At 72.2% G+C, this 13,484-nt stretch carries 13 protein-coding genes; 10 read left to right on the top strand and 3 right to left on the bottom strand.

The window, feature by feature from the left end; translation table 11 throughout:
- The first annotated feature begins 230 nt into the window (after positions 1-230).
- Together ACWGIG_RS12805 and ACWGIG_RS12800 are read left to right on the top strand one after the other, a co-directional pair.
- Positions 231-1,598, top strand: coding sequence for a peptidase C39 family protein (locus ACWGIG_RS12805; RefSeq protein WP_453321582.1), 1,368 nt, complete (start codon positions 231-233; stop codon positions 1,596-1,598).
- 110 nt (positions 1,599-1,708) lie between these two features.
- Positions 1,709-1,873, top strand: a complete 165-nt coding sequence (locus tag ACWGIG_RS12800; protein WP_453321581.1) for an SCO1431 family membrane protein — start codon at positions 1,709-1,711, stop codon at positions 1,871-1,873.
- 4 nt (positions 1,874-1,877) lie between these two features.
- Here ACWGIG_RS12800 and ACWGIG_RS12795 read toward each other — a convergent pair whose 3' ends face one another.
- Both ACWGIG_RS12795 and ACWGIG_RS12790 read right to left on the bottom strand, forming a co-directional pair.
- Entirely contained in the window at positions 1,878-3,017 is a 1,140-nt protein-coding gene (locus ACWGIG_RS12795; RefSeq protein WP_453321580.1) for a DUF6114 domain-containing protein, read from the bottom strand.
- On the bottom strand, positions 3,008-3,562 hold the full coding sequence (locus tag ACWGIG_RS12790; RefSeq protein ID WP_453321599.1) for a DUF6230 family protein: 555 nt from the start codon (positions 3,560-3,562) through the stop codon (positions 3,008-3,010). Before ACWGIG_RS12790 ends, ACWGIG_RS12795 begins: the two co-directional genes overlap by 10 nt.
- A 183-nt stretch (positions 3,563-3,745) precedes the next feature.
- Here ACWGIG_RS12790 and ACWGIG_RS12785 point away from each other — a divergent pair, with 183 nt between their 5' ends.
- From ACWGIG_RS12785 to ACWGIG_RS12770, 4 genes are all read left to right on the top strand, one after another.
- Positions 3,746-4,468 carry a TetR/AcrR family transcriptional regulator gene (locus tag ACWGIG_RS12785; RefSeq protein WP_453321579.1) on the top strand — a complete coding sequence of 241 codons (723 nt, stop codon included), beginning with the start codon at positions 3,746-3,748 and terminating at the stop codon, positions 4,466-4,468.
- Positions 4,469-4,681: 213 nt separating this feature from the next.
- Complete coding sequence (locus ACWGIG_RS12780; protein WP_453321578.1) at positions 4,682-5,854, top strand: acyl-CoA dehydrogenase family protein; 1,173 nt, start codon at positions 4,682-4,684, stop codon at positions 5,852-5,854.
- Between the two features lie 390 nt (positions 5,855-6,244).
- Positions 6,245-7,369, top strand: coding sequence for a hypothetical protein (locus ACWGIG_RS12775; protein WP_453321577.1), 1,125 nt, complete (start codon positions 6,245-6,247; stop codon positions 7,367-7,369).
- 58 nt (positions 7,370-7,427) lie between these two features.
- On the top strand, positions 7,428-8,534 hold the full coding sequence (locus tag ACWGIG_RS12770; RefSeq protein WP_453321576.1) for a phosphotransferase family protein: 1,107 nt from the start codon (positions 7,428-7,430) through the stop codon (positions 8,532-8,534).
- A 93-nt stretch (positions 8,535-8,627) separates the two neighbouring features.
- On the opposite strand, the gene ACWGIG_RS12765 is transcribed toward ACWGIG_RS12770, so the two are convergent.
- Positions 8,628-9,035 (bottom strand): hypothetical protein, encoded by a 408-nt coding sequence (locus tag ACWGIG_RS12765; RefSeq protein WP_453321575.1) that lies wholly within the window; start codon positions 9,033-9,035, stop codon positions 8,628-8,630.
- A gap of 254 nt (positions 9,036-9,289) precedes the next feature.
- On the opposite strand from ACWGIG_RS12765, the gene ACWGIG_RS12760 reads away from it, so the two are divergent.
- The 4 genes from ACWGIG_RS12760 (at position 9,290) to fxsA (ending at position 13,458) form a co-directional block, all read left to right on the top strand.
- A complete protein-coding gene (locus ACWGIG_RS12760) occupies positions 9,290-9,730 on the top strand; it encodes an Lrp/AsnC family transcriptional regulator (protein ID WP_453321574.1) in 441 nt (146 codons plus the stop codon).
- Between the two features lie 67 nt (positions 9,731-9,797).
- Positions 9,798-11,450, top strand: coding sequence for an amidohydrolase (locus ACWGIG_RS12755; protein ID WP_453321573.1), 1,653 nt, complete (start codon positions 9,798-9,800; stop codon positions 11,448-11,450).
- A gap of 504 nt (positions 11,451-11,954) precedes the next feature.
- Positions 11,955-12,722 carry a polyprenol monophosphomannose synthase gene (locus ACWGIG_RS12750; RefSeq protein WP_453321572.1) on the top strand — a complete coding sequence of 256 codons (768 nt, stop codon included), beginning with the start codon at positions 11,955-11,957 and terminating at the stop codon, positions 12,720-12,722.
- A 121-nt stretch (positions 12,723-12,843) separates the two neighbouring features.
- Complete coding sequence (gene fxsA, locus ACWGIG_RS12745; RefSeq protein WP_453321571.1) at positions 12,844-13,458, top strand: FxsA family membrane protein; 615 nt, start codon at positions 12,844-12,846, stop codon at positions 13,456-13,458.
- Positions 13,459-13,484: the final 26 nt, after the last annotated feature.

Here is a 13,484-nt window from a genome sequence, read left to right as displayed (position 1 = left end):
TATGAGGGGTGCGGTCAGCGCGCCGCCGCAGGCCGCGGGGCGGGGGGTCGCAGTATGGGGCGCATCCGAGCTCCGGGGCCCGGGTGCCGGGTGCTCCGGCGGGGTAGCCATACCGCCTGCGCGGACCGCGTTCGTTCGACGTCCGACTGCTTGTCCGCACCCGCACCCGCATCCGATTGCCCGTCCGCATCCGCATCCGACTGCGACTTTTCGACCGGGGGTCCCCGACCGTGACCAGACCCGACAAGACCAGATCCGATCTGCCGCCCGCCGCGCGCAGGACCGTACTGGCCGCCGCGCTCGCCGCCGCTGCCGTACCGGTGCTTGCGGACGCCGCGTCCGCGTCCGTACGCGCCCCGGAGGAGGACTGTCCCGTCGACAACCACTTCTGGACGACGTACACCGACTGGCGCTCCGGCACGGGCCCCGGCACCCGCGTCGTCGGTGGCCGCCGCCCCGGCCTGGCCATCGGCGCTCCCGACGGGCTGACGGCCTACCTCGACCCGCACACCGGGCGCACCTGCACCTACGAGTACGCCGTGTGGACCTCTCCGCCGCACCTCAGCCGCGTGCCCGCCACCGAGATCGTCGCCTCCTGGAACGCCGACACCCCGCCCGGCACCTGGATCGCCGTCGAGCTGTGCGCCGTGTACGCCGACGGGTCGCGCACCCCCTGGTACGTGATGGGCCGCTGGGCGGCCGGCGACGCCGACATCCGGCGCACCTCCGTCGACGGCCAGGGCGACGGCCGCAGCAGCGTCTCGACCGACACCGTCGCGGTCGCCGACCCGGCCGCCGGCACCCGGCTCGTCGGCTATCAGCTGCGGCTCGTACTGCACCGGCTGCCGGGCAGCGGCGGAACGCCCACCGTGTGGCGGCTCGGGGCGATGGCCTCCGACGTGCCGGACCGGTTCACCGTCCCGGCGTCCGAGCCCCGCCGCGCCCGCGAGCTGCGGGTGCCGCGCCACTCGCAGGAGATCCACATCGGCCAGTACCCGGAGTACGACAACGGGGGAGAGGCGTGGTGCAGCCCCACCTCCGCCACGATGATCCTGGAGTACTGGGGCCGCGGGCCCACCGCCGAGGACATGGCCTGGGTGAACCCCGCGTACGCGGACCCCCAGGTGTGCCACGCGGCCCGGCAGACGTACGACTACCAGTACGAGGGCTGCGGCAACTGGCCCTTCAACGCCGCGTACGCGGCGACGTACCGGGACATGAACGCGGTGGTCACCCGGCTGGGATCGCTGGACGACCTGACGCTCCTCGTCCGTGCGGGCATCCCCGCCATCACGTCGCAGTCGTTCCTCAAGGAGGAGCTCACCGGGGCGGGCTACGGCACCTCGGGCCACCTGATGACCGTCATCGGCTTCACCGCCGCGGGCGACGTGATCGCGAACGATCCGGCGTCCCCCACCAACGAAGCCGTCCGCCGCGTCTACAAGAGGCGCGAGTGGGAGAACATCTGGCTGCGCACCAAGCGGTACAACGCCAGCGGGAAAGTGGTCTCCGGCACAGGGGGCGTCTGCTACCTGTTCTGGCCGGTGCGCGCGACACCCGTGCAGCGCAGGGCTCTTGAGGCCGTAGGCATCCGCTGAGACGGCTCTCCGGCCCCGGGGCAGTGACCAACGTCATGTGTGCCGGGGCCGGAGCCGCTGGCACTGTGGAGGGATCTGTTCCGCTTTTCTCTCCTGCTCTGCGAGATCCGATGACTGCTGCTTCCGCCGTTTCCGCCGCCTTCTCTGCCCGCTCGCGCGCCCGTACCGGCGGCCCCGGAGACGATCTCGACGGGCCCAAGCTGCTGGAGCACGTGCTCGGCTGGGCGCTGGTCGTCGTCGTGGCGGTGTTCGTCACCGGCGCCGGACTGATGTGACTCCTCAGGACGCGCCGAGCCGCAGCCCGAAGGCGTCGATCGAGTCCGAGGTGACCATGGCCTGCTCGGCGCTGACGTCCGTCATGTAGACGAAGGGCGGCACCACAGGCGGCACGGGCAGCCCGTCCGGGGTGAAGGTCAGACAGAGCATCCCCTGCAAGCACCCGCTGAACTTGGTGAGATAGAGGGTGACGTCGCCGCTGAGGTCCAGGCTGTCGGCGCCCAGCGAGAGTTCGTCCCGGCCGTCGTGGGTCCGGAGCTCGTAGTCGGTGAGGGACGCGGCCCTCATCTTGAGGACCATCACCTTGAGCGGGCCGTCCACGGTCCGGACCTCCTTCACCCCGGCGATCAGGAAGCCGTCCGGGGCGAAGCGCGTCGTGGTGACCGTGGGCGGTGTCCGAGGAGCCTGCGGCTCGGCCGCAGCCGCTGCCGCCCGCTGCGCGGGGGCCCCGATCGCCACCAGCAGGACGACGGGCAGCGCCACCGCCAGGGTGCGCGGCCCCCGGTGTTCCCGCACCGTCGGCGCCCTGCGCTCTCCGTCGGCGGGATCCGCCGCGGGGGTCCCGGGTCCGGTCACCGGGGTCCAGCCGAAGCCCATCGCGCTGCCCGCGATCCCCAGCAGCGTCCCCACCAGGAATCCGCCCAGGTTGGTCGCCGCGAACGAAAGCACCGACAGGATCAGCGCGTTGACGCTGACGTAGTGCCGGGTGTGCGGCAGGAACCACAGGAAGAGGGCCGCCGCGATCAGCGCGAGCCCGATGCCGAGCGCCGCCAGCCCGCCGAGTCCCAGGCTCACCATGATCGGCAGCGGCGACAGCGGTACGAGCAGCAGCTCTGCGCCCGCCAGTGCCAGTAACAGCCCCGCCCAGAAGGGCCGCCGGCGCCGCCAGGACCGGAACCGGCGCCGCCGCTCCGGCCACGGCAGCCTCTCGTCCAGCCGGCCCTCTTTGAGCAGGCGGCGGCGGGAACCTCCGAGGCCGGACCGCGGACCCCGGCGCGGCCGGACGTCCTGACCCGGCTGGACGTCCCGGCCCGGCCGGATGTCCTGACCCGGCCGGGCGTCCCGGCGCGGCCGGATGTCCAGACCCGTTCGGATGCCCCGGACCGCACGTCCGGCCCGGCCCGCAAGCCCGTTCAGAAGCACTTCTTGCCGTCCAGGCCCACTTCGAGCTTCAGGCCCTTCAGCCGGAAGTTCCCGCCCGTCGCCGACCAGGCGTGCGACCGCACTCCGGCGACCTCGATGTTCCCGGCCTGGAGCCCGAACTTGCCCGCCTCGCCCCTGACCCCCGCCACCGCGTCCAGCGTGGAGGCGTCCCGGCCGATCTGCGCCGTCCCGAAGTGGGCGTCACCGGTCAGGTCCTCGCCGTCGATGATCAGGTTGCTGGCGGTGACCTCGCCCGCTTCGCCGCCCGCCGTCAGCTTGAACACCACGGTGCCGACAGGGGTCTTGACCTCTGCCGACTGGCAGATGTCGGAGAGCCGGGCGTTGCCGATGCCGAGCAGGGCGACCGGATGCCCCTTGCCGTCCACGGACCGGTCGGTCTGCACGTACGACGACAGGCCGCTGCTCGTCAGCCTGCCGGAGGAGACCTGGAAGCTGGTGCCCGAGACGGCGAACGACGCGGCGAGCGCGCCCTGGGCCATCATCGACGCCATCACGCCGACCGCGAGGACGGCCGGCACGGCCATCACGGCGGTTCTGCGCCAGCCCGTTCTGCCCTCGGGGGCCAGTTGCTCCGGGGGCCTCTTTGCTGCGCTCACCGGTTCCTCCCGTACGTCGCGAGATTTCGCAGGGGAAGTGCATGAGGAGCGGAGGGAGGCCCGTGGAATACTGCGGGGCCATCCTTCCGGACTGGGAGACTAGGGCCTAATTTGAATAAGAGTCAACAGCGCGGAACCGCCGGTAAATCCCAGGCGCGCAGAGCCGAACTCATCGCAACAGGAAGGAAGTTGTTCGCCGACACGTCCTACGACGCCCTGTCGGTGGACGACATCGCACGCCACGCGGGCGTCGCCAAGGGGCTGATCTACTACTACTTCACCAACAAGCGCGGCTACTACCTGGCCGTCGTCGAGGAGTCCGTCGCCGACCTCGTCGCCCGGGCCGTCAGCCACCCCGAACTCCCGCGCACGCAGCGGGTCCGGCACACCGTCGACGGCTATCTGCACTACGCCCGCCACCACCAGGCCGCGTACCGGACGATCGTCACCGGAGGCGTCGGCTTCGACGTCGAGGTCCAGTCGATCCGCGACACCGTGCGCGAGCAGCTGATGGCCACCCTCGCGGAGGGTGCGTACGGGCGCGCCGACATCCCCCCGACGGCCCGGCTCGCGCTGCTCGGCTGGATGTCCGGGGTCGAGGGCATCACACTCGACTGGATCGGTGATCCGGCGCTGCCTCAGGAAGAGGTCTGCGATCTCCTCGTCATGCTGCTGAGCGCCACCCTGGAGACCGTCGCCGCACTCGTACCGGAATGCCCGGCTCCGTCCCTCGACGGCACGGTGGGTGACGGGGCCCGCGGAACGGCGGACGACAGGGGTGGTGCGGCAGCCGGGGGCACGGCCTGCGACGGGGCGCACGACACGGTCGCGTAACACCGCCCCGGCCTGCCCGGCCTGCGGCTTTTTGACCGGTGACGGAACGGATCCGATCGGGCATACTCAGCCGCCACAGCACCGGATCGTCCGCTTCCGTAACCCGGAGTGGTACCGCAGTCTGGAGTTGAGACACCCGGCGGCGCCGCCACACCCTGTGCGTGCGCCCGCCGCCGCGCCCGACAGGGCCCGAGAAGTCAGGAGAGCGTCGCCATGTCCGACCGCGCCCCGCAGCCGGTGGAACGACAGCTGCCCACCGAGGAGTCCCGCGACCTGCTCGCGCTCGTACGCGACATGGTCCAGCGGGAGATCGCTCCGCAGGCGGCAGCCGAGGAGGACGCGGGACACTTCCCCCGCGAGGTGTTCTCCCTCCTCTCCGAATCCGGGCTGCTCGGCCTGCCGTACGACTCCGAGCACGGCGGTGGCGACCAGCCGTACGAGGTCTACCTCCAGGTCCTCGAAGAGCTCGCGGGGGCCCGCCTGACCGTCGGCCTGGGCGTCAGCGTGCACAGCCTCGCCTGTCACGGCCTGGCCGGATACGGCACGAAGGAACAGCAGGCCGCCCACCTGCCCGCCATGCTCGGCGGCGGCCTCCTCGGCGCCTACTGCCTCTCGGAGCCCGCCTCCGGCTCGGACGCGGCCTCGCTGCGCACCAAGGCCGTCCGTGACGGCGACGACTGGGTGATCACCGGTACGAAGGCGTGGATCACCCACGGCGGCATCGCGGACTTCTACACTGTCCTGGCCCGTACGGGCGTCGAGGGCCCGCGCGGCATCACCGCCTTCCTCGTCCCCGGCGACGCGGAGGGCCTGAGCGCCGCCGCCCCGGAGAAGAAGATGGGCATGAAGGGCTCGCCCACGGCGCAGCTGCACTTCGACGGCGTACGGGTACCCGACGCGCGCCGCATCGGCGAGGAGGGCCAGGGCTTCGCCATCGCCCTGTCCGCCCTCGACTCCGGCCGCCTCGGCATCGCCGCCTGCGCGATCGGCGTCGCACAGGCGGCCCTGGACGAAGCGCTCTCGTACGCCACGGACAGGCGGCAGTTCGGCCGTCCCATCGCGGACTTCCAGGGGCTGCGCTTCATGCTGGCCGACATGGCCACCCAGATCGAGGCGGGCCGCGCGCTCTACCTGGCAGCGGCACGGCTGCGCGACGCCGGCCTCCCCTTCTCGCGCCAGGCGGCCATGGCGAAGCTCTTCTGCACGGACGCGGCGATGAAGGTCACCACGGACGCGGTGCAGGTGCTCGGCGGGTACGGCTACACGCTGGACTTCCCGGTCGAACGCTTCATGCGCGAGGCGAAGGTCCTCCAGATCGTCGAGGGCACGAACCAGATCCAGCGCATGGTGATCGCACGGCACCTGGCGGGTCCTGAGACCCGCTGAGCGTGGGGGCGGTGGGGTGGTTGCCCGCCTGGGCGGGGCGGGGCGCGTGCGGGTGCGTGGTGGTCGGCCGCGCAGTTCCCCGCGCCCCTGACTGCTTCAGCCCGTCCGGCGTGTGAGGACGCGCGGCGCAGCCGTGCACGGGGCGAAGCCCCGGACATCTGCCCCCACCCGCCCCGCGCAGCGGTTTCGGGAAGGGGCGGGTAGGGGAACTGCGCCGCAGGCAGTGCCCTTCCCACCGCTGCGCCCGCGCCCAGCGACCACCTTCCCCGCCCCGCACCCTGGCTCCCGCCCCACTCCCTGACGTACCGTCAGAAAGGTTGCCGGGGTCGCACCCTCCGCGCCGCACCCGTACGCCGTACGCACGTACGCCCGCGCCCGCCAGGAGGAGCCGTGCCCGACGACCGCCCCATCGCGCTCGACGAATACCCCATCCACCAGGCCCCGTTGTCGATGAAACACGTCGCCACCGGCGACCGGAACGCCTACGACCGCTGCATCTTCCACTTCGTGGACCACACCGGCCGCGCCCTCCTCGTCGCGGGTCTCGGCGTCTACCCCAACACCGGTGTCATCGACGCCTACGCGACCCTCCGCGTCGGCGACACCCTGCACGCGGTGCGCGCGTCCGACGCCCTCACCGACGACCGCATGAACCTCTCCGTCGGCCCTCTGCGCATCACCGTCGACGAACCGCTGCGCCGCTTCACCCTCACCTGCGAGGCCGACCCCGCCGACCCCGACTCGCTCTCGTACGAGATCAGTTGGACAGCCGACTTCCCGGCCGTCTGGGAACCCCACCACGTCCAGTACCGCGGCGACCGGCTGATGCTCGAAGGCCGCCGCTTCGTCCAGGCGGGCAGTTGCTCCGGCGTCATCCACATCGGCGGCGAGCAGATCCGCCTCGCCACGGGGGAGTGGACCGGAACCCGCGACCGCAGCTGGGGAGTGCGCCCCATCCCCGGCGAGGACGGCGGGCGGGCCGCCGAGGAACACCGCCCCGAGGGTTTCCACTGGCTCTGGATACCGGCCCGCTTCGACGACCGCTTCGTCATGGTGATCGCCCAGGAGGACGCCGAAGGGCACCGCACCCTCAACGAGGCGCTGCTCGTCCGCAACGGCGCCCGCGACGTCCAACTCGGCTGGCCGGACACCGACATCACCTACCGCTCCGGCACCCGCCACCCCGAACGCGCCGTCGTCCACCTCACCGACCAGGACCGTAAGCCCCTCGAACTCGGCGTCGAGATCCTCGCCTCCTCACCGCTCGCCGTCGGCGCGGGCTACCCGCCGGCCACCGACTGGCAGCACGGCAGCTGGCAGGGCCGCGGCTGGACCGACCGTCGCGCCTACGACCTGTCCGACCCCACCGCCCACCCCATGGCGGCGTACGGCGTGATCGACCACGCGGCCCGCTTCACACTGGGCGGCCGTACCGGATACGGCATTTTCGAGCACGGCAGCTTCGGCCGCCACGACCCCAGCGGATTCACCGGATACGACTCCACCGCGCCCTGAGAGAGGACTCCTCACACGGTTCGCCGACGGCTCACAGCTCTCGTAGAGGAGTACGGAAATGGCCACCGCACCGCGCCCCCGCACCACCACCCGCGACCCCGAGGACCTGGGCCGCCGCCTCGCCGCATGGCTGGACACGCGCCTGCCGGGGGCACGTGTCACCGACGTCCGCGTCCCCGGCTCCAACGGCATGTCCAGCGAGACCCTGCTCTTCGAACTCGACCACCCCGACGCCCCCGTCACCGGCTGCGCACTGAGGCTGGCCGCCGACCCGGCCGCGTACACCGTCTTCCCCGTGTACGACATGGCGCGCCAGCACCGCGTCATGAGCCTCGTCGGCGAGCACACCGACCTGCCTGTGCCGCGCGTCCTGTGGCTGGAGGAGGACCCCGCACCGCTCGGCGCGCCCTTCTTCGTGATGGCCCGCGCCGAGGGCCGCGTACCGCCCGACGTCATGCCTTACACGTACGAGGGCAACTGGCTGTACGAAGCGACCGACGCCGAACGCGCAGGGCTGGAAGCCGCCAGCATCGGCATCCTCGCCCGCCTGCACGGTCAATTCCCGGCCAAGGAAGCGCAATTCCTGCTCCCGGACGTCGAAGGAACCCCGCTGCGCCGCCACGTGACGGCACAGCAGACCTACTACGAATGGGTCGTCGACGGACTGCCCCGCTCGCCCCTCATGGAGGAGGCCTTCGACTGGCTCGACGCGCACTGGCCCGACGACGAGGGCGAGGCGGTGCTGTGCTGGGGCGACGCCCGCATCGGCAACATCATCTACGACGGGTTCACCCCCGCCGCCGTGCTCGACTGGGAAATGGCCGCCCTGGGCCCCCGCGAACTCGACCTCGGCTGGACCGTCTACCTGCACCGCTTCTTCCAGGACCTCACGGTCTCCTTCGGGCAGCGCGGCCTGCCGGACTTCCTGCGCCGCGACGCGATCGAGAGCCGGTACGCCCGGCTGACCGGCCACACCCCGCGCGACATGGAGTTCCACACCCTGTACGCCGCCCTGCGCCATGCGGTCGTCATGCTCCGCATCGCCTACCGGCAGGTGCACTTCGGCGAGGTCCGGATCCCCGAGGACCCGGACGCGCTCATCCTGCACCGGCCGTCGCTGGAAGCCATGGTGCGCGGAACGTACTGGCCGGAACAGGGGTACTGACGGAACAGGGACGCCGACGGCACCGGGGCACCGGCGGCACAGGGCGCCGGCGGAACGGGCCTGCTCGGTGAACAGGCCGCCCGGCGACGGGAGTTACGCGGCGCGCTGCTGCGGCACCTTCACCGGGCGCGACCCCGGGCCACCGACGTGGGAGAAGGGCTGCGTCCGCCAGTCGAGGCCCTGGGGGAGCGTCAGCAGCAGTGCGGTGTCCTGCTCCGCCACCTCCCGCGTCTCGTCCGCCGGCTTCGCGTCGGCGGCGGGGCGCCCCGTACCCGCACAGGCCGTCAGGCCGAAGGGGTTCCACGGGGTGGGGCACTTGGCGTGCTCCGGGAGGACGTCCTCGTCCGCGAGCAGTGCGATCGGCTGCGTGCAGTCCGGGCAGATCACCCGGTACATCTCGAAGGTGTCGTACGAGTCGGAACCGGTGTACTCGCCGCTGTCGAAGGAATCGACGGAGTCGGGTTCCGGTTCGGTCTGTCCGGTGCGCTTCAGGCTCTGCATGGAGACTCTCCCCCTAGAGGTGGGCCGACAAGGCGCTGCGGCCTCGACCACAGCAAGCACTTCCCTGCGCGCCTGCGCGATAACCGCACAAGAGGAGAGGACACGGCCACAGGTATGTGGCCTTCGTCACATGCCCGGCGCAGATGCGTGCCGGACACCTCGAAGAGGTGCGCCTGATACCAGCTGTTCCAGCAGGCAAGACGTATGGCGCTCAGGTGCCCCGGGCGCCCCTGCGCCCTGTAGGTTCTTGGCCCATGGAGGAGTTGGATCGTCAGATCGTGGACCTGCTCGTCAAGGACGGGCGGATGAGCTACACCGACCTGGGCAAGGCCACGGGCCTGTCCACCTCGGCGGTGCACCAGCGGGTCCGCAGGCTGGAACAGCGCGGAGTGATCCGCGGGTACGCCGCGGTCGTGGACCCCGAGGCGGTCGGCCTGCCGCTCACCGCGTTCATCTCGGTGGCGCCCTTCGACCCCAGCGCTCCGGACGACATCGCGGACCGGCTCGCGGGCATCAGCGAGATCGAGGCCTGCCACAGCGTCGCCGGCGACGAGAACTACATCCTCAAGGTGCGCGTCGCCACCCCCCTGGAACTGGAGCACCTGCTCAGCAGGATCCGCACGCTCGCCGGGGTGTCCACGCGCACCACCGTGGTCCTCTCCACCCCGTACGAGGCGCGCCCGCCCCGCGTATAGGGGCATCGGCTCCGTGTTCCGGGGGCCTGGTCGAGAGCGCCCGGCGGGCTGCGCGAGACTGGTCCCCATGACCGAGCGCACCGTCCCCTCTTCTCCCACCACCTCCGCCGACCGCACCGTGCTGCTGCGTGGCGGTGAGGTCCACAGTCCCGCCGACCCCTTCGCCACCGCGATGGTCGTCGAGCGGGGGCATGTCGCGTGGGTGGGCTCCGAAGGAGCGGCCGACGCCTTCGCGAGCGGCGTCGACGAGGTGCTCGACCTTGAAGGGGCACTCGTCACCCCGGCGTTCACGGACGCACACGTGCACACGACGTCGACCGGCCTGGCCCTCACCGGTCTGGACCTGTCCGCCGCCCGCACCCTGGACGAGGCGCTCGCACTCGTACGCACCCACGCAGCCTCCCGCCCGGACGGCGAAGTCCTCATCGGCGGCGGCTGGGACGCCTCCCGCTGGCCGGAGCGGCGCCATCCCTCGCGCGCCGAGCTCGACTCCGCGGCCGGTGGGCGCCCGCTCTACCTGCCCCGCGTCGACGTCCACTCGGCGGTCGTCAGCGCCGCCCTGCTCGACCTCGTTCCCGGCATCACCGGCCTGACCGGGTATCACCCCGACGAGCCGCTCACCGGCGCCGCCCACCACGCGGTACGCGCCGCCGCGCACGGGGCGATCAGCCCCGCCCAGCGGACCGCGGCCCAGCGCGCCGCGCTCGCCCGGGCCGCCTCGCTCGGCATCGGCACCGTCCACGAGTGCGCGGGCCCCGACATCTCCGACGAGGACGACTTCGTCGGACTGCTGCGACTGGCCGCCGACGAGCGGGGACCGCGCGTCTTCGGCTACTGGGCCGAACAGGTCGCGAATGCGAAGGACGCCCGGCGCATCCGCGAGCTCGGCGCCGTCGGCGCGGCCGGAGACCTCTTCGTGGACGGCTCGCTCGGCTCGCACACCGCCTGCCTGCACGGGCCCTACGCCGATGCCCCGCACACCGGCACCGCCCACCTCGACGCCGCCGCGATCGCCGCCCACGTCGTCGCGTGCACCGAGGCGGGCCTCCAGGCCGGCTTCCACGCCATCGGCGACGCCGCCCTGACCGCGGTCACCGACGGCGTCCGGGCCGCCGCCGACAAGGTCGGCCTCCCGCGCGTGCGCGCCGCCCGCCACCGCGTCGAGCACGCCGAGATGCTCACCCCCCGCACCATCGCCGCCTTCGCGGACCTCGGCCTCACGGCCTCCGTACAGCCCGCCTTCGACGCCGCCTGGGGAGGCGACGAGGGCATGTACGCCCAGCGCCTCGGCGCCGACCGGGCCCGCACCCTCAACCCGTACGCCGCCATGCTCAAGGCGGGGATCCCGCTCGCCTTCGGCTCCGACAGCCCGGTCACCCCGCTCGACCCGTGGGGCACCGTCCGCGCCGCCGCTTTCCACCGCACCCCCGGGCACCGGGTCTCCGTACGGGCCGCCTTCACCGCCCACACCCGCGGCGGCTGGCGGGCGATCGGCCGCGACGACGCGGGCACCCTGGTCCCCGGCGCACCCGCCGACTACGCGATCTGGCACACCGGCGACCTGGTGGTGCAGGCCCCGGACGACCGGGTCGCCCGCTGGTCCACCGACCCGCGCTCCGGCACGCCCGGGCTCCCCGACCTCACGCCGGGCGCCGAACTCCCCGTCTGCCTGCGCACCGTGGTCGCCGGGCACACCGTGTACGTACGGCCGAACGCGTGATGCGCGGCGGGTCGCGTACCGCCGATCGGTGACCCGCGGGCTGCCGGGCGGTTCTCCGCCGTCTCTGCACTGACCTGGTGGTTTGACGAACGGCCGGCAAACACCGCAGGTCGCACGGGTGTTGACAGAAAGCGGCCACCGGCGGGTAGGTTCGGCCGGGTCCACCACGAAACGTCCGGCCGGAAATCTTCCACGCAGTCGTCGAACGCCGCTGGGTCATGGGAGGCGCGCCACACGGCGCACCCTCCCGGGAGCCAGGTTCAGCGCCCGCGCCTCGGGGGCGAGGGAAGGTTTTTTCCGTCCGACGGTGCGACCCGGGTAGGGCCCCGGCGTTCAGTAGACAACGGCGAGGATGTCCGCAGCCGGCGGGCACCTGGTCGGCCCGAAGGACGCCGGGCCCCCATCCGCAGATCGCAGGACACCTCCCGGACGGGCCCTCGACCCCCTGTCCTTGCACGCTCGCTATGGTGGTTCCTCTGTGTACGGGCGTGAAAAGGGGCATCAGTGAACGACGGCGGTCAAAAGCGTTACGGCCCGCTCGGCAGTGTTTTGGTGATCATTCCGACCTACAACGAGGCCGAGAACATCAAGCCGATCGTCGCGCGGGTGCGGGAGTCCGTCCCCGGAGCGCACGTCCTCGTCGCCGACGACAACAGTCCCGACGGCACCGGAAAGCTCGCCGACGAGCTCGCCGCGGCCGACGACCAGGTCCACGTCATGCACCGCAAGGGCAAGGAAGGCCTGGGCGCCGCCTACATGGCCGGCTTCCGATGGGGCATCGATCACGGCTACGGAGTCCTTGTCGAGATGGACGCCGACGGTTCCCACCAGCCCGAGGAACTGCCCCGCCTGCTCACCGCCCTCAAGGGCGCCGACCTGGTGCTCGGCTCGCGCTGGGTGCCGGGCGGCCGGATCGTGAACTGGCCGAAGTCCCGCGAGTTCATCTCCCGCGGCGGCAGCCTGTACTCCCGGATGCTGCTGGGCGTGCCGCTGCGCGACGTCACCGGCGGCTACCGCGCCTTCCGTGCGGAGACACTGGAGGGCCTGGGCCTCGACGAGGTCGCCTCGCAGGGCTACTGCTTCCAGGTCGACCTGGCCCGCCGCGCCGTCGAGTCGGGATTCCACGTCGTCGAGGTGCCGATCACCTTCGTCGAGCGCGAGATCGGCGAGTCGAAGATGAGCAACGACATCCTGGTCGAGGCCCTGTGGCGGGTCACCGCCTGGGGCGTCGGCACGCGCGCCAACAAGCTCCTCGGCCGCAGGCCCCTGTAGCGCTCCTCGGCGGCAGGCCCCCGCAGCGCCCTTCTGCGGGCCTCTGCCGCCCTCGCGCTCCCCTCCCCGTACTCACGCGCTCTTTACGCCGTTCAGGCGCCCTGCCAGGCACACTGGGGGCATGACGACCGGCACCCCGCCCCCGCCCGCCCCGACGACCGCCCGCAAGCGCTCGCGCGCCCGTACGTTCGTACCTCTCGGCATCGCCGCCTGGCTGGTGCTGGAGATCTGGCTGCTGACCCTCGTGGGCGGCGCGGCCGGAGGACTCACCGTCTTCCTGCTGCTGGTCGGCGGAGTCGTGCTCGGCGGAGCCGTCATCAAGAGGGCGGGGCGCCGCGCCTTCAAGAACCTGAGCGAAACGATCCAGCGCCAGCAGCAGAGCGGCGGCGCCTACGACCCGGCCGCGGAACAGGGCCGCAAGGGCTCGGGCAACGGCTTCGTGATGCTGGGCGGCCTGCTGCTGATCCTGCCCGGCCTGATCTCCGACGTACTCGGCCTGCTGGTCCTGCTGCCCCCGGTGCGCGCGACGCTCGGGCGGTACGCGGAGAAGTCCCTGGAGCGCCGGATGAACGCCGTGCAGCAGCCCGGCAGCCTCGGCGACGTGTTCCAGCAGGCCCGGATGCACCGGCCGGACGGAAAGGTCGTCCAGGGCGAGGTGATCCGCGACGACCCGCCGTCGCAGCAGCCCCACCCGCCGCGCCGCGACGAGGGCCCCAGGACCCCGCTCACGCCCTGAACCCGTCACGACGGCAAAAGCCGCGG

The organism is Streptomyces sp. NPDC054863 (assembly GCF_053610825.1).
Note: the sequence above shows the minus strand (reverse complement) of the source record. Positions and strands in the feature narration are given on the sequence as shown.